We start from the raw sequence: 20899 nt of genomic DNA on the forward strand, positions 1-20899 counted from the left end.
TTCGGAATTTTAGTCATTATCCCGAGCCTCGCCGCGCTCACTGTGTCGGTGATAGCTGTTGTCGCGGCATTTTTCTGACGCTGACCTCTGGTCTGTCCCCAATGGAGTGGCCCGGTTTTAATCTAATGTTTGGTCGGTTTCGGAGTCGTGTCTGGCGTTGGTGTTGGTTGGGGCAAAATGACGGCGGCACGGGGGCCGGTATCCGCGCGATGAGTGGGGTCGCGCTCTCAATTTCCATTGACGGGTTTGGCATCGGCGAGGCTGTAGAAGATTTCGCTCTTGAGGAGCTTGTCGCGAAGCCTGTATTACCGCCAGACCGAACGATGCTAGAGATGGTCGCATGGCGGCGGGGTCCATCACGTAAACAAGCTGCGCGCGTGAAAATTGATCAGGATGGGGTTACCTCCCGCGCGGGGTCGTGGATTCCTAAGTAGGTCCGGCCTAGCCCCAAGCCCAAACGCCGAAAAGTTGCGCGATCTTGGGCGCATCGCCGAGGGCGTCGCCGTGATCCATGGCACGGCCGAAGACGAGACTGGCGAGGTCAGCGCGCTCGCCGTGCTGGTGCGGCATGCCTGATCCCCGAGGAATTCGAGGAGGAGATCAGGGCGCTGTGCCGCTGGTTCTGCGCCGGCAGGATTCGGCTATTATCCCGGAATGGGACCGGGACAGGCTGGTGCGTCTTCCATGAGAGCGTCGGCGTCGGGACTATCGTGGCCGGCCAGGGCCGGTCGGACGAACCTGGGCGCTGGGAGTGGACCATCCATCTTCATGCCGGCCGGCATGGGAACGGCTTGCCCGCCGTCGCCGCCCTTGCGGGCCTGGGGGCGACGCGCGAGGCTGCGATGCGCGCCTTTCGATCGGCCTTCGAGACCTGCCTGTCCTTCATCGGCGCTGAGGGCTGGGCCGCGCATGCCGGGCACATGGCCTGGTCCGCTGCGCAGGCCGAACGCTGGCGCCGGCAGCGCGAGGGAACCGAGCCTCGGGGGTATGGTTGATCGAGTCGGAGGACCGCGCCCAGACGATCATAACGGAAGCCGAATACGAAGCCGCGCTCTCCGGCTGCCTCGAGAACACGCCGGAGGAGCGCGAGCTGCTCGCGCTGCCTCGCAGCCGAGGTCTGAGAGTCCGTTTGAGAATGCTCATGGATGGACGAGGCGCCGCAGCAAGAGGCTTCCGAGGGCGACGTGGATCATGGCCTCTGAGGCGTCGAGGCGCTGTTCATAGTCTCGGACGAGGCGCTTCCAACGGGACATCCAGCCGAAGGTTCGCTCGACGGCCCACCGCCTTGGCAACACCTTGAAGCCGGGCTCCTTGTTGGTGCGGCGGACGATCTCGATGACGAAGTCGCGATAGGCGGCGGCATCCATGAGGCGGGTGCGATCAAAGGCACCGTCGACGAACAAATGCTTGAGCCAGGGCCAGCGCTTGCGAATGGCTGCGACGATGGATTGGGCGCCGGCGCTGTCGGAGATATCGGCGGTGGTGAGATTGACCATGAGCAGCCTGCCATCAGTATCGACGGCGATATGACGCTTGTGGCCGACCAACTTCTTGCCGGCGTCGAACCCGCGCTTATCCGCCGCCGGCGCCTTGATCGACTGGCTGTCGACCACGGCGGCGGTCGGTGACGGCTCCCGACTTTCGCGCTCGCGATCCAGCATCAGCGCGACGTCATGGATCGTATTGAACAGCAGGCGACGAACGAAGCGCCGGAACCACCAGTAGACCGTCTGCCAGGGTGGAAAATCGTTCGGCAGCATCCGCCAGCCGCCACCGGTCCGCGGGAGATAGCGCAGCGCGTCGAGCACCTCGCGAAGGTCGGTCGTCGACTTACGACCGCGCCTCGGCACCGGCGGCAGAAACGGCGCGATGAAGCGCCATTCCTCATCCGTCAAATTCGTCGGATACGCGCGTGCCGAAGGCCGCGGGCTTCGGCCTGAAGACGATCGCTGATCATGGCCTTGATGCGAACTCCTCGGCGCGAGCCTTGCCGGCCCTCGCCCCCGCCTCCTCGGCGACGGCGTCGATCTCGCGGATCGATTGACCAGAGTAGAGGTGTAGCGGCCAGCGCTACACCTCCTACATCCTTACATCGCGTGGGTGTGTCGTTAACCCCTTCCGCATGATCGGCTCTTCCATGCCCGCGAATTCTGTCGGGTCGGATTGCGATCAAATTCGAGGTATGCTTCATTAGACAGTGTATCGACGTTACTTTCATGAGGAACCCAGATGGCTGACAAGCGCAAACAGACCAAACTCGACGACAATCTACCTGCCGAGAGCGTCGATCAAAACCCCGTAGCGACCGGTAGCGCCGCGCCGGAGGTGAAGGTGTCCTGGGTTGAGCCGTTCGCTACGGACAGGTTGCAGGAGGCACGCATCCATGCGGCGTGCGATGCTGTGAACAAGCGCGGCGAGAAGCCGACCTACAAGGCGGTGCGGGAAGAACTCGGCAGTGGATCCTACTCAACAATCTCTCGATTCATTGGATCGTGGCGTCCCGCCGAAAGCGTGATCGCCCTGGATATGCCCGATGATCTGTCCCATCTGGGGCATTCTCTCGTTGCCTCCGTATGGATGGAGGCAACCAAGGCCGCCGCGATCGAACTCGAAGGCGAGCGCGCCTCATCCAAGATGCGTATCGACGAGCTGCTTCTCGCGATCACGCATCTGGAGGCCGATCTGGAGATGGCAAACGAGAACACTCATCGCGTGCAAACGGAGACATCGCAGCTCTCCGCCCGTTGCGACGAGACCGCAAAGCAGCTTTTTGTATTGCGCCAGCAGTTGGCGGCGCGCGAGGGCGAGATCCTGGCACATGCCAAGTTCGTCGATGCGCTGCGCCACGGTCCCAGCGCGGATATCGAAACCTTGCTCCAGTCGCTCGCCAAATCGTCATGAAGTCGCTTGCTCTGGCCAATATGAAAGGAGGAGCCGGGAAGAGCACGGTCGGCGCTCAGTTGATTCCCTTCCAGCTTGGCGAAGGGCCCGTGGTTGTCATTGACGCTGATCGGCTGGGACTACTCAGCACCTGGGTGCAGGAGAGGCGGCAAGATGGCGACTTGACCGCCGTCACAGCGCTTACGCCTGCGGCATTGGTACAGGCCTTCAAAACTGCAAGAGACCGGCTTGGGCCGAATCGTGGCTGGATCGTGATCGATACGCCCGCCAACGCCGTTGAGCTGACCGAGCTCGCCATCCGCATCGCCGATCTGACGCTGATACCGACGCGCTCAGCAACGACCGATCTCCGCGCGGCCATTTTTACGATCGAAATCGCCCAGCGGTTCCAGCGGCGTCACGGTATTGTACTGACTGGAGCGGCGCCGCGCCGCGGCGGGACGGATGCGCCGGACCTTCGAGAAGCGCGGGAAATTCTAAAACCTGCCGGCGGCCGGGTATGGCGTGGTCAGCTCACCCATCGGCTCGCCTTCTCGAGAGCGTTTGACCAGGGGCGCAGCGTCGTGGAATTTGCTCCCGGCGGGGGCGGAGCCGCCGAAGTCGGCAGCCTTTGGGAGGCGGTCCAAACGGAATTTCAGCGGCTCGCTCCGGGCGACGGCGGATCCAACTGACGATCCAGAAATGTCTCCGCCAACAATCCCCTTTGCGCCTGCCGTGCGCAATTGGTGAGCATGTTCTTTCAAGCGAGAAAAGCGCGCCTGGCGTTCTGCGGTCAGCTGTCGGGGCTGGCGCTTGCTGAAAGTGCCGAGGAGGCCACCGCCCCCCTTGCGCCCATGCTCGGCGCGGCCATAGCGCGATTGCGATTTGACGCTGATGTGACCGGCGCCCGCAGCGACCGCCTCGCCTGATCCGAGGGTTGATTTCGCGTCGGCGATCCACTGAGCTCGGAAGCAGTATGGAGTCACGCCCTTCAGGCTCGCGCTCGCTGCTGCCCGTCCGACGGCCTTTCGCAGCGCATCTGCTCCATCCGCCATCACCTCGATCGATCCACCCGTCTCGTCGCACAGATTCGCCAGATGCCGAGCAGGGGCTCCGCCTTGAGCGATCGACACCTCAACACCGGCGAGTTCAGTCCCGTATTGTCCACCATGCGACTTGAGTGGCACGGTATAGATCAGCAGTTGATCTCCGCGTCTCAGAACCTGAACCCCGGGCGCATACTGTTCATCCCGGATGCCGAAGACATATTCGCCGGGGCGTGCGGGGCAAAGGCACATCGTCGCGATGACCGTGCGATAGCGACTGGTTTCCGGGAGGGCGAGCCAGAGTTTTTCGCGCCAGCCCGGGGGCAGCGAAGGCAGGATGAATTTCTTCGATCCTGCTCCGCGCCGCGTGTCAACGGCGGTCGGATTCCAGGCCATCGTGGCGGAGTAAAAGCAGGCCACTGGCGTTGGGGAGCGGCGGATATGGCGAGGGCCCCGATCGGGGCCCTCGCCATATCCGCTGTCGGGATTGATCAGGGGATGATCTCGCCGGTTTCTGGATCGGCGTTGTCTGGGGTGGCCTGGTTTTGCTCCGCCGCGGCGGTGGCGCGCCGGCGGCCAGCGGATTGCCTGAGGCGGTAGCTGTCGCCGTTCATGGCCAGGATGCTGACGTGGTGGGTGAGCCGGTCAAGCAGCGCGCCAGTCAGCCGCTCCGATCCCAGGACCGAGGTCCAGTCCTCGAAGGGCAGGTTCGAGGTGACGATGGTCGAGCCGCGCTCGTAGCGCTGCGAGAAGACCTCGAACAGGAGCTCGGCGCCGGTCGGTGACAGCGGCACATAACCAAGCTCGTCGACGATCAGCAGCTTGACCGCCTGCAACTCGCGCTGGAGCCGGAGCAGGCGCTTCTCGTCGCGGGCCTCGAGGAGCTGATTTACCAGGGAAGCCGCCGTCGCGAAGGCGACAGAGAAGCCCTTCTGGCAAGCGGCCAGCCCGAGCGCGAGAGCGACATGGGTCTTGCCCGTGCCGCTGTTGCCGAGCGCGATGATGTTCTCCCGGCGCAGGATGTAGCCGCAGCGCGCCAGCTCCAGCACGAGCATCTTGTTGAGGCTCGGGATCGCGGTGAAGTCGAAGGTGTCGAAGCTCTTCACCGCCGGGAAGCGCGCCGCCCGGATCCGCCGCTCGACCATGCGCCGTTCCCGGTCGATCAGTTCGAGTTCGACCAGCCGCAGCAGATAGCGGGGATGATCGACGCCGTCCCGGGCGCATTCCCGCGCCACCTTGTCGTATTCGCGCAGCACGGTCGGCAGCTTCAGATGCTTGAGGTGGTGCGCCAGCAGGATCTGCGGCGTTCCCGCGGTGGTCCCCGCCGGCATCGACTCCTTCGCCGCGCCCGTCATGCTGCCGCTCCTGGCAGGAGCACGGCATAATCGGCGGCCGAGGTCGTCTTCACCGACGTCTTCGGCAAGTGCGGATAGGCCGCCAGGTCGAGGCGGGCCGGGCGCCGTTCCAGACGCGCCAGCGCGATCAGCTTCACCGCGTCGAAGCCGATCGCACCGAGCCGGATTGCCTCGCCGACGGCCAAGCTCACGACCTCGCGCGGAAGGGCTTCCATCAGCCGCAGCACCTGGATGAACTCGCGCTTGCCGCGATTGCCCATTCGCGCCTCCAGCAGATGGCGAAGGTGCTGGAAGGTCTCGGGCAGGTCCCAGCCCTGCAACGCCGCCGCCTGGTCGAGCGCGTTCGGCTTGACCTCGATCAGCGCCAGATAGTGCAGCGGATCGGCGACGAACACGCCGGTCCCGTAGCTGCGCGGATGCCGGGCGATCTCCTCGCCCCTGCACAGGACCACGACCTCCTCGACGAAGCCCTTCACCATCACGTCCTGGAAGCCATAGGCCGTCGGCACCGAGTAGTCGTTGGAGCGATAACGGACCAGCGCCGTCGATGAGACCCGCCCGCCACGCTTCTCGCACGGCTCCAGCGGCACCGCCGGCAAGGGGCGCAGGGCCTCACAATCGGCAGCGAGACGGTCGCCGATCATCTGCGCGTGACGACCGGCGCGCTCGTCCTGCCGCCGGCGGCAACGCTCGGCCAACATCGCGTTCAGCTCGGCCAAGCTCGCCGCCACCGGGATCGGCGTCATGAAGTTCGAGCGGGCATACTTCACCAGCCCCTCGACCTTGCCCTTGTCGTTGCCCTTGCCCGGGCGGCCGAACCGATCCCGGAACAGATAGTGGCTTACCAGCTCGGTGAACGCCCGTGTCCGCTCGCGCCGGCCATCGCCGCAGATCTTCGCCACCGCGATGCGCGTGTTGTCATAGAGCACCGACAGCGGGACGCCGCCAAAGAAGCCGAAGGCCGAGACGTGCCCGTCCAGGAACGCCTCCGTCGTCTCGCGCGGATAGGCCTTCACGAAGCAGGCGTCCGACTGCGGCAGGTCCAGGCAGAAGAAGTGAATCTTCTGCCGCACCCCGCCGATCACCGCGATCGCCTCGCCGAAGTCCACCTGAGCGTGACCAGGCGGATGCGCCAGCGGCACGAAGGTCTCCCGGCCCCGCGCCCGGCAGAGCCGCACATGGTCCTTCACCACCGTGTAGCCGCCGGCAAAGCCGTGCTCGTCACGAAGGCGCTCGAAGATCCGCTTCGCCGTATGACGCTGCTTCACCGGTGACGTCCGATCCGCCTCCAGGATCGCATCGATCACCGGCAGAAGCGGACCCAGCTTCGGCTTCTCGACCGGCTTCGTGCGCGTGTAGCCCGGCGGCAGCGAGAACCGGCACATCTTCGCAACCGTCTCGCGGCTCAGCCCGAACACGCGAGCCGCTTCCCGCCGGCTCTTCTCCTGGTTGAAAACGAAATCGCGAACCGCCGCGTAAATCTCCACAGCGAACATCCCCGCCAACCCCGAAAGGGGTCAGCCTATCCAATGGCCGACTTTTACGCCGCCCGCGCCGGCACAAACGCAGGCGCTCCACTGGATGGTTTTCTCACCGCCGTGCACACGGAATTTCAGCGGCTCGCTCCGGGCGACGGCGGATCCAACTGACGATCCAGAAATGTCTCCGCCAACAATCCCCTTTGCGCCTGCCGTGCGCAATTGGTGAGCATGTTCTTTCAAGCGAGAAAAGCGCGCCTGGCGTTCTGCGGTCAGCTGTCGGGGCTGGCGCTTGCTGAAAGTGCCGAGGAGGCCACCGCCCCCCTTGCGCCCATGCTCGGCGCGGCCATAGCGCGATTGCGATTTGACGCTGATGTGACCGGCGCCCGCAGCGACCGCCTCGCCTGATCCGAGGGTTGATTTCGCGTCGGCGATCCACTGAGCTCGGAAGCAGTATGGAGTCACGCCCTTCAGGCTCGCGCTCGCTGCTGCCCGTCCGACGGCCTTTCGCAGCGCATCTGCTCCATCCGCCATCACCTCGATCGATCCACCCGTCTCGTCGCACAGATTCGCCAGATGCCGAGCAGGGGCTCCGCCTTGAGCGATCGACACCTCAACACCGGCGAGTTCAGTCCCGTATTGTCCACCATGCGACTTGAGTGGCACGGTATAGATCAGCAGTTGATCTCCGCGTCTCAGAACCTGAACCCCGGGCGCATACTGTTCATCCCGGATGCCGAAGACATATTCGCCGGGGCGTGCGGGGCAAAGGCACATCGTCGCGATGACCGTGCGATAGCGACTGGTTTCCGGGAGGGCGAGCCAGAGTTTTTCGCGCCAGCCCGGGGGCAGCGAAGGCAGGATGAATTTCTTCGATCCTGCTCCGCGCCGCGGCTTCTCAGCCTTGTCCTGCCATGGTGAGCGGGTGGAGAAGTCGACTTCTGCCTCAGGCGGGTGACGCTGCAATGGAACTGCTACGAGTTCGGTATACGTGTGAAGCGCACCTGCCGCCGCCTGGATCTTCTCGACATCGCGGCTCGTGCTGGCACGCTCAAGCTCATTTACGAGGCCTCGAAGCGTTACCGAGGCTCCATAGTGCAGTGCCGCGCGGCGGACGCCGTACGTGTCCCGGGTTCGCGCCCCGTTCATGGGATCCATGCAGCCGCTGACCCGCATGCGGTCGTGGGTCTTCTGGTACGATGCGGCCGTCTTTCCCGGCAGGCCGCGATCGGGCAGGCCTGCGAGGATTTCTTGACCTCGCTCCAAGATTTCGAGCACTTTCATCGCCGGCATCCAGCATCCGATCGGCGGCCCCTGATCGGGCGGCCCTCTATTATCGGACTGGCTGCAGCATGATCCCCGCGCGAGAAAGTCACAAACACGGGACCTGGATGATTGCGAGCCTATCGTGCGAGATAGCCAGTGGCCTCCTCCAGGTCGGCACCTGAAATCTCACCGCTTAAGGAGACGATGCAGTCGACCCTCGCACTGTGCGTCGACAGGAAGCCACGATAATGCGCCTCGAAGCCTGCATCCGGTAGCACCATTAGCACTCGGCCAGCAATTCGCGCCAACCAGCATGCCCTCAAACACCAATCGATCCGACGCGACGAATACCGCGTCGGGTCGCTGTACGGGCCCACAATCAAGACGATCACATCCAGGCGGCCCTGGGTTTGCCACATGAAATCGAAGGGAACCTCGTCGATCTTATATGATGTCCGGAACGGTTCGATCGTCCCCCCGATCGCGCGCAGGCTCTTGCTCAGGCGATCGCGATAGGCAGCCTCGCGACTGCGCCCGCGCTCGCCACCACCCTGGCCCTGGTCGCGCGCAGCCCGTTCGGCATGCTGGAGGCTGCGAACGCTGTGAGCACCTGCCGCGAGTTTCTCTGCCGCCTCGATCGCTCCAACCACATCATGGCGATACCAGCGCATCAGATGCTCGACAGCGGCCATGGGAGCAGCCTGCAGCTGGTTGCCGAGCTCACGATGGGTCTTGGTTAGAGACCCGAGAAATCGCGCCGTGGCCGCTTCGCGTCTGAGCGTCTGCGGAGAAATGCCTCGCGAACTCGCCAAACTCACGAACATGAGTTCGCGATCGCCCTGCTCGACGTTCGCCAACGCGTCAATCGCAGCCTCGCCGCGGAGATACCAACTCGTCGTCATCACTTCAGAACGCAAGAAAAAAATGTCACGTCAGCAAAGGCCGGCAGGTTAGGCTCCACTTTGCCGCGCGACGAGACGGCAATGAAAAGTCTGGCGGAGCAGATCCAGAACGCCTTCCAGAAGCACCTGTTCGACGAGCAGATGTGCGACCGCCGCCGCACAAGCGTGCTGATCTGTTGCGCACATTCCCAGCTATAATCTTCCCCAACGCGGCTACTTTCTGAGATCCATCCAATCCGGAGAGTGCACTCGGAGGCCGATGCCCCGGCCATTCTCAAAAACGAACTCTACACCCCGGCTTTCGAGCGCCTGCTGAATGTCACGCAGGGTCCGATCATGAGGAATCCTGTCGCCTGTTTCGAGATGTGCGATGGTCCGTTTGGCCACCCCCGAGAGGTCGGCGAGCTCTTGTTGAGAAATGCCCAGCCAACCTCGCGCTGCACATACTTGGAATCGATTAACCATGTTCATGCATTAATAGTGCGCTTGTGCATCAAAGATGCATAATAGCTTCTGTGGACAGCAGGTCCACAACAGGAGCTCATCACCATGGCCAAGGCCAACGACCACCTTCACATCCTCACCACTTCCACGTCTTCGCCGGTGCCGATGCCCGCCTCGCTGATCGCCAGCATCGAGCGGGCGGCGACGGGGGCCTTGCAGGCGGATTTCGTTGCCGATCCGCTGCTCGGTCCGGGCCTCAGCCTTTGTAACTCGTATCTCTCGTCCGTCGTCAAGCGGCACGGCGGCCTGCTCGACGCCGCGGTCTGCGAGGGGCTGGAGCGCAGCGGCGAGTATCTGGTGCTGCGTCAGGTCGAGATGCCGATCACGGACGCGGCCGAGTCGATTGTGGCAACCAATACGCCGGAGTCCCTTGTCGGTTTGACGGCCTCGGCGCATGGGCCGTATCGGCGGGTTGCGATTTTCGACCTGATCGCGATCCATCTGACGACGGGCGCGGCGAAGATCATCGAGATCAAGCGCGGTGGCGGTGAGACGGAGGTCCGAAAGCGTCGCCTGATCGAGCGCGATCTGCGCTGCGCCAGGCTGCAGCTGCCGTCGTTCCTGCGGCCGCGCTTCGATTGCGAGCCGCGCAGCTACGAGAGCTGGCTGCTCGACTACTACGGGCGCAGCGGGTTCTCGGACGGCCTCACCGTGACCCGGGAGGGCATCGACACGATGTTCGGCGTTCCGGTCAGGCAGCTCGTCGACGCGGTCACCGACCGGCTTCGGGTCGAGGTTTTTCGCGAGGTACCCCGCCTCCTGACCATCGCCCAGAATATCCTGCTGGCGGCGGATGATGGCAGCTTGCAGGCGCACCCCTTCGCCAATCCCGTCAAGCCGAAGCCCGCCGGTCGGCAGGGTGTGAACGACAACGCTGTTGCGCCGCGAGCGAAAGCCCGGGGCAAGGCCTCGCGGCCGACGGTCCAGTAGCCGACGCGGGAGCGGTGTAAGTCCCCGCAACGCTCCCTTTCCAATTCCATCCTTGCACACCCGCCGCGCGGAACTCGTCCGCGCGCATGGAGACGCTTTGCCATGACCAACGATCCCGCCGGTCAGTCGACCCCGACGCTGGAGCCCTCTGCTCCCGCCCTGTTGCGACTGTGGACCGTTGCCGCTCTGCCCCTGCAAGCTGATGTCGCGATCCGTCTTCGTAGCTTGCTGGCACATGTCGCGATCCTGGGCACGCCTGGGCTCCCCGAGGCCGCCCAGGGCGATGCGGCGATGGCGTCCAAGCTTGCGCTTCACGTCATGCATGATGACGACGGCACGAGACGCGATCTGGTGATGACGGCATTGCTCCTCCGCGGCGATGAGAACAAGGCCTGCCGTCTGATCCTCGAGCATGTGCGTTTCCATGAGCGCCAGCGTCGGATCGTGCGTGCCGTCGAGCAGGCCTTGTTGCCGTCGCACTTCTCCGGGAGGTCGACATGACCCGTCCTGCGCGCTTTCAGATCCTTTCCGATCTCCACCTCGACCCGGCGCGATCGTCGACCCTTCTCGCGCTCCGCTCCGATATCGACGCGGTCATCATCGCCGGCGATACCGTCGACGGACCGGCGCTCGCATTCCCCGCCTTGCGGGCCCTGCTTCTCGCACCGCTGCCGATCGTCGCAGTGCTGGGCAACCGTGAGTTCTGGGACGGCGTCCATGCCGAGCGGTTGGCCCAGGCCCGTGCCTCGGCCCGCGATCATGGCGTCACGCTGCTGCAGAACGAGGTGACCGTCCTCGCCGGGGTCCGCATTCTCGGCACCACGCTTTGGACCGACTATGCGCTGCATGGCGCTCGGCTGCGCTTCGCAGCGATGGAGGCCGCCGGCACCGCTGTGCATGATCACAGGCGCATCACGTGGACGGGCGAGCCAAGGCTTCTCTTCAGACCGGAGGAAGCGGCGCTCCTAAGTGCCGCAGCGCGCCGTTTCCTGGCGGACGCCTTGGCCGCGCGTTTCGCCGGTCCGACCATCGTGATTACGCATTATGCTCCCCATCCGGCGTGCTGCGATCCGCGTTTTGCAGGCGCGCTGCTCGATGCGGCCGATGCTTCGGATCTGTCCGATCTGATCGCGGAAGGCCGGCCCGAGCTCTGTGTCCATGGACATGTGCATCGCTCTGTGGATTTGCGCATTGGCTCAACACGCATCCTGGCCAATCCGCGCGGACAGCGGGGCGAGAACCCCGGCTTCGATCCGGGTCTCGTGGTCGAGGTCGGCGCAACCGGCCCGCCGGGTGCGTGACGAATGACCGGCAACTCTTCGTTCTGCTCCTATCAGGCAACCAACATGATTCTCGACGATACCCAGCCGAACTCCGAACCCGCCAATCCGCCCCGCGGCGGTGTCCTCGCTCGCCTCGCGCAGAGCCAGCGCGTGCGCGCGGCTGGCGATCAGCAGACTGCGGCCGATGCCAGAGCTGACGACGATACGGTGTGGAGTCTCGGGACCGACCATCCCGAAGCGGAGGATGAAGGGCCTGACCAGAACGAGAGCAGCCGCAGCTCCGGCAGTCCTGCGAGCGGCGCCGCAGCCGGCCGCGCCGTCCAGTCCATCTACAATCCGATCGACCTGATCGTCGAGCTGGCCTATGAGGAGCAGGCCCGCGCTGCCCGGCTCGATCTGCGCAAGATGCCGTCCGGCAAGACGCTCGTGATGGTTGTGCGCGTTCCAACGGAGGCCTGGGAATACCCGCTTAGCAAGTTGATGGAGAGCTTCGACCAGCATCCGGCTGTCCATACCGGCAAGGGCGAGATCAAGGCCCGCGAAAATGCGGGGAAGGACATCATCCAGGATCTGCAGGCAGGGCGCACCGTCATCGGCATTGCCGCCAATCCCGACCAGCGGCTGCCGGCTCTGTTGCGCGGCGCGGCCGATCTCCAGATGACCATCAAGAGCCCGACGCCAGCGCTTATGCGCAAGGTCATCCGGCGCTGGACCGGTCGCTCGGCGCCACCGATTTCGGGAGCGGAACTCGCAGGTCTCGATCTGCAGGAACTCGGTCTCACTCTTCGGCTCGGCAGTTCGGCTAGAGCCTGCGCGGAACGCCTGAAGCGTGCATCGGCGGCAACCACAGTGACCAGCTCCACCGACGATACTCCGCCGCTCGCGGAGCTGACGGGTTATGGCGAGGCCAGGGACTGGGCCCTCGATCTCGTCGAGGATGTCCGCCGCATGCGTGCCGGGCTGATCCCTCCGGGTCAGCTGGAGAGCGCGATCTTCCATGGGCCGCCGGGGACGGGCAAGACGACCTTGGCCAGGGCGGTGGCGATGGCCGCGGGGTTGCCGATTGTGCAAACCTCCATCGCGGATTGGTTCAAGGCCGGACCCGGGTACCTCGACAGTGTCATCAAGGCGGCGTCGGCCGTCTTCGATCGGGCGCTCGCCTGCGCACCCTCCGTGTTGTTCATCGACGAACTCGATGCGCTGCCCGACAGGGCCAAAATTTCGGCGAGGGGGGCGGATTGGTGGCTGCCGGTTATCACCAGCGTCCTGCTCCGAATCGATCAGGTCCGCGCCGACAAAAGCGGTGTGGTTCTTCTCGGCGCCACCAATCATGTCGATAGGGTCGATGCCGCAATTCGACGCCCTGGTCGCTTCGATCGATCGTTCCTGATCCCGCCGCCCGATGCGGAGGGCTTTGCCGGCATCCTGCGGCTGCATCTCGGCGTCGATCTGCTCGGCATCGACCTGCTGCCCCTCGCGCGCCAGGTTCCAGGCTCGACCGGGGCCGATGCAGTGCAGTGGATCAGGCAGGCCCGTCGCAAGGCGCTCAACGCGGCGCGGCCGATCGTCCTGGAGGATTTGCGCTCCGTCATGGCGGCCGAAGAAGATCGCTCGCGGCAGGAGTTGAGAACGGTCGCTCTTCACGAAGCCGGCCATACCGTTGTCGCAAGGAGCCTTGGGATCGAGGTCCGTTCGGTCACGATCCAGGCGGAAGGGAATGCGGGCGGCTGGGCGGAGTTCGTCATCGACCGAACTCCTAATCGCGATCAGCTCGACAATCAGATCGTGGCGGTCCTGGCCGGCCGCGCTACCGACATTGTTTTGGGTGATGGCCCAAACACAGGTGCGGTCAGCGATCTGGAGAAGGCGACCGAATGGGTCACGGCCGCCCATGCCGCCTTCGGTCTGCGCGGCCATCTCACGCATCGGGGCGGTGCCACCGACGCGATGCGCATCCTGGCCGCGGACCGGACTCTCGCTGCAGCGGTCGAAGCCGACTTGAACCGTCTGCAGGATAAGGCGGTCATGCTGGTGCAGCGTCACAAGCGGGAGATCATCGAGCTGGCCGCAGCACTCGCAGAACGCCGCATGCTCGATGCCAATGAAATCGATGCGGTTATGAGGAGTGCGGTAAGCGGCGCTCAAGATAGAAAACTATGATCGCCAAGTTGCCGGTGTCAGCGGAGCAACAGCTCGCTATCAGCCAGCCAGCCAGCCAACCCGGTGGGCGAGTTCGAGAAGGTTGAAAACAGCACGTTCGAATAGCTTAACCTGCCTTGGACGAGAGTTTGGCCGCCTTCGACCACGGGGGGAGTTGCTTGGCGGCGATCCACGGAATGATCCGAATCTCGGTGCGCTCCAAGACGGATGTCGGCGTTCGCATCTTGGCAATGGCTGCCAGTTGAAGGGCTGCATAGGCGGCGTCCACATAGCGCTCGGTCGTCTCGGTCTCGCCACCATGCCCCATCAGATCCTCACGGATCTCAGCGTGGACGCCCGCTTGTTTCAGCGTGTTGTTGAAGAAATGCCTGATCTGGTGTGTGGTGAACCCACACGCCTGCATCGCTGGCGAGACCTCGTCATAGAAGCGGTCACCCGAGGGGCTCCGAGACGAAGGAGAAAAGAGCTCGGGGAAGACCCTTTGGTATCCGAGTTCGCGAACGGCCTGCACGTACTCCACGAAACCCAACCGCAGAATCTCGGAATGGAGCACCAGATCACGCTTCGACTGCGGGTTCTTCAAGCGACGGAAGCTGTTGGGGACGATCTTCAAATAGGGGAACGCCACTTCTCTTGAGACCAGGTCATCGACGTGCAGGCCGCAGAACTCCTCGCGCCTCAATCCGTGATAATGGGCGAGCAGCGGACCGAAATATGCCGCACGGTGAAATACCAGAGGCCCCTCGTCGTTGATATGGTTCCAATCGCGACATCCGGTGAAGATCGGATGTCGAAAAAGCGCCCCGACGTTTCCTTCTGGCGGAATCCGCTTTTCGTCGCGCGCCCTCTTTCTGTTGGAGGCGCGAAAGCCCTTGAAGGAGAGCTTATCCGCAAGACGGATTCCCATGCTATCGGCAGTGGCCAAGAGCATCGTCAGGAAGGTGATGTGCCGGTTTCTCGTGCCAGCCGCCAGTCCCCGCTCCTCGGGCTTCTTGGCCTCGGCAGATCGACGGATATCCGCAATCGTCAAAAATTTGTCCTTCGGGCTCTTCCCGAAGCTCTTTGGGATCACGTCGAGCAGACGGTCGAATTCCACGATGTCGGCCTGGCGAAGGCTCTGCATCCGATCGACACCGCGCTCTTGCCGAAGAAAGCGGTCGAATAGCTCGAAGATCATCTCGGCCTGCGATTGCGTCTTCGCAGTCCAGTCTTCCTTGGATTTCCTCCGGATCAGTTCTGCCGCAACCTCCGTGATCGTCCCGATGTAGTCGCCGCGCTCGGCCTCGTCCGGCTGAGCGTCAGCTTCCAGCCGCTGCGGGGCGGCACCTACCATGACATCCCGTCCGACCTTCGACGGATCGGGAACCACTGTGCTGCTGTCGAGCGCGATGGCAGCGACCGGCGCTGTGTAGTTGGAGCCCTGCGGAATGCTGGCCGTCCTGGGCAGGGGATCGGCTCCATAGGCAGCGGCAGAGCCGAGCAGGGCCTCTCCCAACGCTTGGAGATATGCCCGCTCGGCAATCGCGACATTGGCAGGTGTCGCAAGGGCGCCGACTGTCTCGATCAGAGCCGTCAATCGTCCCACGGATGCGCCTGTCTGGCCGCTGAGACGCATCTCATCCAACAGCGCCGTGACGGCATCGATCGTCGTGTCGGCCTCGCCGGCGGCGCTCAGGCGTTCTCGCTCGGCTGGCGTGATTGTCGCGGAGGTGCCCCGACGCGCGAGCACCGTATAGGCCAGGCCGGCGGCGCGATCCTCCTCGGCCAGGATGTCGGGACCCCTGAGACCGTCCCGGAGATCCATCGCCCGGATGGTGTCCAGCTTCCGCGCATGATCGCGCAGAGCCTGCTGGAAAATCACCTCCAGTTGTTGCTGCGACAGCGCGGGCGCGTTGGCTGACATGAACACATCCATTGCGGTCGCGTCGAGATGGGCTGCAAGCGCTCTTGCCTGAGCCGGCTCCTTGGTCCGCAAGCTCATGCGCAGATGCGATCGACCGGCTACGCCGACGAGACGAGGCGGGATTCTACGACGCCAATAGTAAACGGCGCCTCGCCGTTCGAGATTTGTGCCGACCGGCATGAAGCCCAGCCTCCGTGTACCGGTCCCGTGCCTCAGCCCTGTGCCCCAGTTGGGGACAAAATCTACTCAGCCAGGACGACAGGCCGTCTTTTCAATGACTTCGGAGGGCTGGCTGGGGCGGGAGGATTCGAACCTCCGAATGGCGGTACCAAAAACCGCTGCCTTACCACTTGGCGACGCCCCAATGCGCCGCGCCTTCTAGAACGCGTCGGAGCCTCGCGCAACCTGCCAGAGGCATCCCGCGATGCAGCGCGATCGCAGTGCTCTCGCGGGCCGCCTGCGAACGCCGGAGATAATTCGACGTCGAGGGGCCCGAGGCCTGTTGCGCCGAGCCGCAGCGCTGGCTATAAGCCCGCCACCAGTTGATCGGAGTGTGGCTCAGCCTGGTAGAGCACCTCGTTCGGGACGAGGGGGTCGCAGGTTCAAATCCTGCCACTCCGACCAAAATTTCCCGCTTTATTTCGACCTGTCGCGAGATAAGCCCTTCGGGGCTTTTTCTTTGTCCGGACGGATCGGAGCGGCGCCAATGCATGCCGAGCCGTGCTCCTTGGGGATCGTCGAAGCTCATCGCCATCCGCGGTGTTTTCGTGGCCTCACCCCGAGATGGCGTCGCCCCGAAGCCAGGCGTCTCGAATCCGGAGTGGTGGTGCGGTCGATGCGGCGAGCATTGGGGTCATTGCAGAGTTCGCGGTGACGACGATCGGCAGCAGAGAACGCGCCTGTTACGCGAGCCGCGGCAGGGGCGATGCCCGAACTCCTTCCCGGTATTCAATCAGCCGACATATGCCTTGTTCCCTGCAAGAATGGCTCGACCCCGCCGGTGCGGCGGGCGAGGCGAGCGTCATCCGGCTTCCAGATGATCCGGTTGGCGGGCCGTCGTGCCGGCTGTTTGCAGGTGCAGTCACTTGACGTGTGAGGCAAGAGGCGCAACCTTAGGTGGCGCTTGCGCCACGGGCGCTGGGAAGCGCTGCCAGCGACGAGCATCAGCCATGAAACGGTTCGAGGCGACTGCGGCTTTCATCACCGGATTCTATCTTGCCGCCACGATGGGGGCGAATGCGAATGAGAATGCGATACGGATGTCCTCCGTCTCGAACAACACAAGTGATTATACGCTTGAAATAGCCATCAATCAGATGGGTTTCGATCGTCCCGATCAGCCAGCGTCTGCCAGGATAGCGCCAAAGAAAAGCGCGATCATTACGTCAAAATCGCCATCCTCAGTATCTCAATGCTTTTATAATATCCGGGTCAATTATTACGGTGCGACCGGAGAACGGTTTTCCGAAAAGGAAAGATATTTAGAAAATATAGATTTCTGCAAAACTGAGATCCCTGTGGATTCACAGGGGGATTTTACGATTAGCGAATCGATGTTCATCGCGGATGGTCCAGATCGGATAATTATCAGCGATGGCCTCGGTGCTGCCGGCGCGGCGAAACCTGCCACACAGTCGATACAGGCATCTGGAGACGCGCCGGGGCCGGCATCCCAGCCAGCGGGACGACCCTACGCTCGGCCCGCGCCCGTCGTCGTTCCGCCACCCGGCGCCCGCCGGTTGCCCGGTGGCGGTTTCTTCGCCGACACGCTGGTGGCTGGCGCTCAAATGTCAGCGTCACGCACAAGCCCCGCCAGCGCCCCGGCTAGCCGTCCCTCGGTCGTTGCCAGACCGGCGGCGGCTGCTCCGGCCGCCTCCGCCGCTGCCTCTTCTCCGCAGCCTGGTCCACCGCTCGGTTCCGGAGCGTCGGTCGGGAGCGGAATTCCGACGACCGGCGCAACACCTCCGACGATGCCCGCTGGCGGGGCGACGATTGCGCTGGCCAATCCGCAGCCCGGTCTGCCGCCTCAGCCTTATGTGCTCCCGCAACCCAATCCATCACAGGTTGCCCCATCGGTAGGGGCCAAAGACGCGCGCATCGTCGAGTTTCTGTTTGCAACCAACAGAAGCCGGCCCGATCCGTCCAGGCCAACCGAGTTTTCGTTCGGGCGCATGCCGTCACTCACCCTCGGAGCCGTCCGGGTCAGAGTGCCGGAGGACCACAAGATCGGCCGGATCGAATTGCCGGGAAACTACAAGGTCTTGAGCTTCACAATCTGGAAAGACGAATTTCAAAAGGAGAAACACTTCAAGGTCGATCACATCGTCACGATCAATCGCGAGCGCTGGCTGGAACAGATCAGCAGCAACCCCGATGGGGAGGTGCTGATTTTCGTTCACGGATTCAACACGACCTTCGAAGACTCGGTTTATCGCGCCGCGCAAATTGCGTGGGATCTTCAATATCCGGGAACGATGATTCTGTTCTCGTGGCCGTCGCGCGGCAACAGCGTGGCGCATTATGACTATGATCAGAACAGCGCGCTCAACGCCCGCGACAGATTTCTGGATTTGGTCACTCTGGTTCAAACCGAGACAAAGACGAAACGCGTTCACGTCATCGCCCATAGCATGGGCAATCGCGTGGTCGTTGATGCGCTGGCCAATTACGGCAAGACGACAAATCCCCGCAAGATCAATGAGCTTATCATGGCCTCGCCGGATATCGATCAGGACCTGTTCCTGGGACAGATATCAGATCTTGAAAAAGTGACGGCCGGGATGACCTTGTACGCTTCATCGACAGACAAGGCGATGATCGCGGCGCGTAATGTGTCCAAGGCGCCGAAGGCGGGCGATTTCAATCAGAACAAGATCATGGAGTTGAAGACGGTCGATCTGATCGACACATCGGCGATCGGCGAGGAGATGTTCGGCCTCAACCACACCAGCTTCGCCGAGCGCCGCTCCTTGATCAACGACATCAAACTGATCATTCGCAGGGGATTGCGGCCGCCCAATGAGCGCTTGCCGGAAATTCGAGGCATGCCGCCAGGCGTGACCGGGCGCCCCTCGTTCTGGCGCTTCGTTCTGTAGTTATTGCGTTCCGGCAGGGCCGTGTGCGCTCGTTCGGGCGTTGCGTCTGCCGGTGCTTGGGCGATCCCGCGCATCGCCGCTTCTGGCATCGGCGGCGAGGCTGTCGCGCCCTGTGGTCATCGTCGCGCTCCCCCTCTAGGGTGGGCGAACACGACCAGCGGAATCGATCATGAAGCGCGCCCTGCACCTCCTCGGCATTCTCGGACTGGCGACGCTGCTCGCAGGCTGCGACAAATGCGGCAATCTCGGTCCGTTCTTTACTGCGCCGGGGCAGAAGACCTGCAGCACCTCCAGCCCCAATGGCTGACGGAACCGTCGCAACGCTGGTTTCCAGAGGCCGCCGCACATGAAAAAGGCCGGGGCAGCGCCCCGGCCTTTTTCGATCTTGCCGTGTGGCTGATTCAGCCGCGGCGCTGAAGCACCGACCAGCCGGCGCGCGCCAGGCAGGCCACAAGCGCGAGCTTGACCAGGTCGCCGAGCAGGAAGGGCTGGACGCCATAGGCGAAGGCCTTGGCGAAGCCGACGCCGGTTATGCCGGCAGCCATCTGGGCGCCGAAGGCGAGCCAGCCGAAGCCCAGCAGCATCATCACGACCTCGGCTGCGACCAGGCCGCCGATGAGGCGCGGCAGCGAAGCTTCGCGCGCGGCAGCCCAGCCAGCGATGGCGGCCGCGGCCACGAAGCCGACGAGGAAGCCGCCGGTCGGGCCGACGAGATAGAGCGGGCCGGCGGCCACGGGCGGCGTATTGGTGAAGACCGGGAGGCCGGCGAGGCCGTAGGCGATATAGAGCGCGACCGTCGCGGCGCCGAGGCGCGAGCCATAGGCGGCGCCGAGGCCGAGCACGGCGAGGGTCTGCAGCGTCATCGGCACCGGCCAGAACGGCACCTTGATCTTGGCGGCGAGAACCAGCAGCAGGCTGCCGGCGACGGCGAGCGCGACGTTGCGCAGCAGGGTGGCGCGGGGGCCCGCGACGGCAGGAAGGGCCGCGCCGGCCAGCGTCGGGGCTTGAAGGGGAAGCATATCGGCCATGGGCATGTCGTCCTGTTCGCGAAGGCCGCGCTGCGCGACCGTCTTTTCCGTCTATAGAAAATGCGGCAAAGCCCCACAAGCGGCGTACCACGCGCGGCGACGACGAGCCGGGCTGACCGAGCTGGATTGGCCAAGCTGGATTGCAGGATCAGGCATGAGCGACGAGATCGAATTCGACCGCAGCACCACGACCCCTCCGGGCGAGGTCGCAAGGCTGTCGCCGCTGGTCCGGCGCGTCATCGCCGGCAATGGCGGGCCGATGACCTTCACCGGGACCTGCAGCTATATCGTGGGCCAGGGCAGGGTCGCGATCATCGATCCCGGCCCCGACGATGCGGCGCATATCGCAAGGCTGCTTGCGGCGGTCGCAGGCGAGACGGTGAGCCATATCGTCGTGACGCACACCCATCGCGACCATTCGCCGGCCGTGCCGGCGCTCAAGGCCGCGACGGGCGCGGCCGTGGTGGGCTGCGGGCCGCATCGCGCCGCGCGCGAGCTGGCCGAGGGCGAAGTCAACCGGCTCGATGCCGCGGCCGACCGCGACTACGCGCCGGAATTCGAGATGGCGGGCGGAGATGCGATCACGGGGCCGGGCTGGAGCCTGCGTGCCGTCGAGACGCCGGGGCACACCGCCAACCATCTCGCCTTCACGCTGGCGGAGGAGGCGGCCCTGTTCTCCGGCGACCATGTCATGGCCTGGTCGACCTCGATCGTCGCCCCGCCCGACGGCTCGATGGCGGCCTATATGGCCTCGATCGAGACCCTGCGCGGCATGGAACATGGCGTCTACTGGCCCGGCCATGGTGGCCCGGTGACCGAGCCGCAGCGCTTCCTGCGCGGGCTGGTGCAGCATCGTCGCCAGCGCGAGGCGGCGATCCTCGGCCGGCTGCGGGCGGGCGACGAGATCATCGCCGCCATGGTGCCGCCGATCTATCAGGGCCTCCCGCCGGCGCTGCACGGCGCGGCTGCGTTGTCGGTGCTCGCGCAACTGGAGGATCTGGTGCTGCGCGGCGTGGTCATCTGCGACGAGCCTTTGCCCTCGCTGGAGAGCCGCTACCGCCTCGCCTGA

At 64.1% G+C, this 20899-nt stretch carries 18 protein-coding genes, 2 tRNA genes and 3 pseudogenes; 12 read left to right on the forward strand and 11 right to left on the reverse strand.

Translation table 11 applies throughout. The annotated features are described in order from the left end of the window. Window positions 1-189: 189 nt before the first annotated feature. Window positions 190-302 (reverse strand): annotated as a pseudogene (locus C8D03_RS27175) (integrase core domain-containing protein); the annotation flags it as partial. A gap of 489 nt (window positions 303-791) precedes the next feature. Here C8D03_RS27175 and C8D03_RS15620 point away from each other — a divergent pair. Further along, window positions 792-995, forward strand: coding sequence for a hypothetical protein (locus tag C8D03_RS15620; protein ID WP_146170190.1), 204 nt, complete (start codon window positions 792-794; stop codon window positions 993-995). A 144-nt stretch (window positions 996-1139) separates the two neighbouring features. On the opposite strand, the pseudogene C8D03_RS15625 reads toward C8D03_RS15620, so the two are convergent. After that, window positions 1140-1913: pseudogene (locus C8D03_RS15625) on the reverse strand (IS5 family transposase); the annotation flags it as partial. Here C8D03_RS15625 and C8D03_RS26985 point away from each other — a divergent pair. The 3 genes from C8D03_RS26985 (at window position 1913) to C8D03_RS15635 (ending at window position 3572) form a co-directional block, all read left to right on the forward strand. Further along, window positions 1913-2044, forward strand: a complete 132-nt coding sequence (locus C8D03_RS26985) for a hypothetical protein (RefSeq protein WP_282568599.1) — start codon at window positions 1913-1915, stop codon at window positions 2042-2044. The pseudogene C8D03_RS15625 and the gene C8D03_RS26985 overlap by 1 nt on opposite strands. 185 nt (window positions 2045-2229) lie before the next feature. After that, the gene (locus C8D03_RS15630) at window positions 2230-2901 is read left to right on the forward strand and encodes a DNA-binding protein (protein ID WP_108047499.1); all 672 of its coding nucleotides are present in this window, start codon (window positions 2230-2232) and stop codon (window positions 2899-2901) included. Further along, entirely contained in the window at window positions 2898-3572 is a 675-nt protein-coding gene (locus C8D03_RS15635; RefSeq protein ID WP_108047501.1) for a hypothetical protein, read from the forward strand. Before C8D03_RS15630 ends, C8D03_RS15635 begins: the two co-directional genes overlap by 4 nt. An 845-nt stretch (window positions 3573-4417) precedes the next feature. Here the strand turns inward: C8D03_RS15635 and istB are convergent. The 5 genes from istB to C8D03_RS15670 form a co-directional block, all read right to left on the reverse strand. Then, complete coding sequence (istB, locus tag C8D03_RS15645; protein ID WP_108047321.1) at window positions 4418-5281, reverse strand: IS21-like element helper ATPase IstB; 864 nt, start codon at window positions 5279-5281, stop codon at window positions 4418-4420. Further along, window positions 5278-6777, reverse strand: a complete 1500-nt coding sequence (gene istA / locus C8D03_RS15650; RefSeq protein WP_108047323.1) for an IS21 family transposase — start codon at window positions 6775-6777, stop codon at window positions 5278-5280. Before istA ends, istB begins: the two co-directional genes overlap by 4 nt. 21 nt (window positions 6778-6798) lie before the next feature. After that, window positions 6799-8043, reverse strand: coding sequence for a hypothetical protein (locus tag C8D03_RS26205; RefSeq protein ID WP_146170191.1), 1245 nt, complete (start codon window positions 8041-8043; stop codon window positions 6799-6801). A gap of 119 nt (window positions 8044-8162) precedes the next feature. Continuing rightward, window positions 8163-8942: a hypothetical protein gene (locus C8D03_RS15665; protein WP_146170192.1), complete on the reverse strand. Its 780-nt coding sequence runs from the start codon at window positions 8940-8942 to the stop codon at window positions 8163-8165. 198 nt (window positions 8943-9140) lie between these two features. Next, window positions 9141-9398: a helix-turn-helix transcriptional regulator gene (locus tag C8D03_RS15670; RefSeq protein ID WP_348981704.1), complete on the reverse strand. Its 258-nt coding sequence runs from the start codon at window positions 9396-9398 to the stop codon at window positions 9141-9143. A gap of 78 nt (window positions 9399-9476) precedes the next feature. On the opposite strand from C8D03_RS15670, the gene C8D03_RS15675 reads away from it, so the two are divergent. From C8D03_RS15675 to C8D03_RS15690, 4 genes are all read left to right on the forward strand, one after another. Beyond that, window positions 9477-10361 carry a hypothetical protein gene (locus tag C8D03_RS15675; protein WP_108047509.1) on the forward strand — a complete coding sequence of 295 codons (885 nt, stop codon included), beginning with the start codon at window positions 9477-9479 and terminating at the stop codon, window positions 10359-10361. Between the two features lie 102 nt (window positions 10362-10463). After that, window positions 10464-10862, forward strand: coding sequence for a hypothetical protein (locus C8D03_RS15680; protein WP_108047511.1), 399 nt, complete (start codon window positions 10464-10466; stop codon window positions 10860-10862). Beyond that, window positions 10859-11662 carry a metallophosphoesterase gene (locus C8D03_RS15685; RefSeq protein WP_108047513.1) on the forward strand — a complete coding sequence of 268 codons (804 nt, stop codon included), beginning with the start codon at window positions 10859-10861 and terminating at the stop codon, window positions 11660-11662. The genes C8D03_RS15680 and C8D03_RS15685 overlap by 4 nt, the downstream gene beginning before the upstream one ends. 3 nt (window positions 11663-11665) lie before the next feature. Next, entirely contained in the window at window positions 11666-13804 is a 2139-nt protein-coding gene (locus C8D03_RS15690) for an AAA family ATPase (protein ID WP_108047515.1), read from the forward strand. Between the two features lie 106 nt (window positions 13805-13910). On the opposite strand, the gene C8D03_RS15695 is transcribed toward C8D03_RS15690, so the two are convergent. The 3 genes and pseudogenes from C8D03_RS15695 to C8D03_RS15700 form a co-directional block, all read right to left on the reverse strand. Then, window positions 13911-15707 carry a site-specific integrase gene (locus C8D03_RS15695; protein WP_210203930.1) on the reverse strand — a complete coding sequence of 599 codons (1797 nt, stop codon included), beginning with the start codon at window positions 15705-15707 and terminating at the stop codon, window positions 13911-13913. 3 nt (window positions 15708-15710) lie between these two features. Then, window positions 15711-15887, reverse strand: a pseudogene (locus C8D03_RS27180) (DUF6538 domain-containing protein); the annotation flags it as partial. A gap of 109 nt (window positions 15888-15996) precedes the next feature. Then, window positions 15997-16071, reverse strand: a tRNA-Gln gene (locus tag C8D03_RS15700). A 183-nt stretch (window positions 16072-16254) separates the two neighbouring features. Between C8D03_RS15700 and C8D03_RS15705 the strand changes: the two genes are divergently transcribed. The 3 genes from C8D03_RS15705 to C8D03_RS26490 all read left to right on the forward strand — a co-directional run bounded on the left by C8D03_RS15705 (window position 16255) and on the right by C8D03_RS26490 (window position 19109). Beyond that, window positions 16255-16331: transfer RNA gene (locus C8D03_RS15705), tRNA-Pro, on the forward strand. 545 nt (window positions 16332-16876) lie between these two features. Continuing rightward, window positions 16877-18802: an alpha/beta hydrolase gene (locus C8D03_RS15710; protein ID WP_108047519.1), complete on the forward strand. Its 1926-nt coding sequence runs from the start codon at window positions 16877-16879 to the stop codon at window positions 18800-18802. A 169-nt stretch (window positions 18803-18971) separates the two neighbouring features. Next, window positions 18972-19109: a hypothetical protein gene (locus tag C8D03_RS26490; RefSeq protein ID WP_181301006.1), complete on the forward strand. Its 138-nt coding sequence runs from the start codon at window positions 18972-18974 to the stop codon at window positions 19107-19109. A gap of 94 nt (window positions 19110-19203) precedes the next feature. Here the strand turns inward: C8D03_RS26490 and C8D03_RS15715 are convergent, their stop codons facing one another. Beyond that, window positions 19204-19830: a biotin transporter BioY gene (locus C8D03_RS15715; RefSeq protein WP_248308494.1), complete on the reverse strand. Its 627-nt coding sequence runs from the start codon at window positions 19828-19830 to the stop codon at window positions 19204-19206. A 154-nt stretch (window positions 19831-19984) separates the two neighbouring features. Here C8D03_RS15715 and C8D03_RS15720 point away from each other — a divergent pair, with 154 nt between their 5' ends. Further along, on the forward strand, window positions 19985-20899 hold the full coding sequence (locus C8D03_RS15720; RefSeq protein ID WP_108047521.1) for an MBL fold metallo-hydrolase: 915 nt from the start codon (window positions 19985-19987) through the stop codon (window positions 20897-20899).

It is taken from the genome of Bosea sp. 124, from assembly GCF_003046175.1.
Taxonomy (GTDB): domain Bacteria; phylum Pseudomonadota; class Alphaproteobacteria; order Rhizobiales; family Beijerinckiaceae; genus Allobosea.

What these genes read in the sequence shown, in the direction of transcription:
- C8D03_RS15630 (WP_108047499.1), top strand. Translation starts at nt 2,230, where the DNA reads ATGGCTGACAAGCGCAAACAGACCAAACTCGACGACAATCTACCTGCC.
- C8D03_RS15635 (WP_108047501.1), top strand. Translation starts at nt 2,898, where the DNA reads ATGAAGTCGCTTGCTCTGGCCAATATGAAAGGAGGAGCCGGGAAGAGC.
- istB (WP_108047321.1), bottom strand. Translation starts at nt 5,281, where the DNA reads ATGACGGGCGCGGCGAAGGAGTCGATGCCGGCGGGGACCACCGCGGGA.
- istA (WP_108047323.1), bottom strand. Translation starts at nt 6,777, where the DNA reads ATGTTCGCTGTGGAGATTTACGCGGCGGTTCGCGATTTCGTTTTCAAC.
- C8D03_RS26205 (WP_146170191.1), bottom strand. Translation starts at nt 8,043, where the DNA reads ATGAAAGTGCTCGAAATCTTGGAGCGAGGTCAAGAAATCCTCGCAGGC.
- C8D03_RS15670 (WP_348981704.1), bottom strand. Translation starts at nt 9,398, where the DNA reads ATGAACATGGTTAATCGATTCCAAGTATGTGCAGCGCGAGGTTGGCTG.
- C8D03_RS15675 (WP_108047509.1), top strand. Translation starts at nt 9,477, where the DNA reads ATGGCCAAGGCCAACGACCACCTTCACATCCTCACCACTTCCACGTCT.
- C8D03_RS15680 (WP_108047511.1), top strand. Translation starts at nt 10,464, where the DNA reads ATGACCAACGATCCCGCCGGTCAGTCGACCCCGACGCTGGAGCCCTCT.
- C8D03_RS15685 (WP_108047513.1), top strand. Translation starts at nt 10,859, where the DNA reads ATGACCCGTCCTGCGCGCTTTCAGATCCTTTCCGATCTCCACCTCGAC.
- C8D03_RS15690 (WP_108047515.1), top strand. Translation starts at nt 11,666, where the DNA reads ATGACCGGCAACTCTTCGTTCTGCTCCTATCAGGCAACCAACATGATT.
- C8D03_RS15695 (WP_210203930.1), bottom strand. Translation starts at nt 15,707, where the DNA reads ATGTCAGCCAACGCGCCCGCGCTGTCGCAGCAACAACTGGAGGTGATT.
- C8D03_RS15710 (WP_108047519.1), top strand. Translation starts at nt 16,877, where the DNA reads ATGAAACGGTTCGAGGCGACTGCGGCTTTCATCACCGGATTCTATCTT.
- C8D03_RS26490 (WP_181301006.1), top strand. Translation starts at nt 18,972, where the DNA reads ATGAAGCGCGCCCTGCACCTCCTCGGCATTCTCGGACTGGCGACGCTG.
- C8D03_RS15715 (WP_248308494.1), bottom strand. Translation starts at nt 19,830, where the DNA reads ATGGCCGATATGCTTCCCCTTCAAGCCCCGACGCTGGCCGGCGCGGCC.
- C8D03_RS15720 (WP_108047521.1), top strand. Translation starts at nt 19,985, where the DNA reads ATGAGCGACGAGATCGAATTCGACCGCAGCACCACGACCCCTCCGGGC.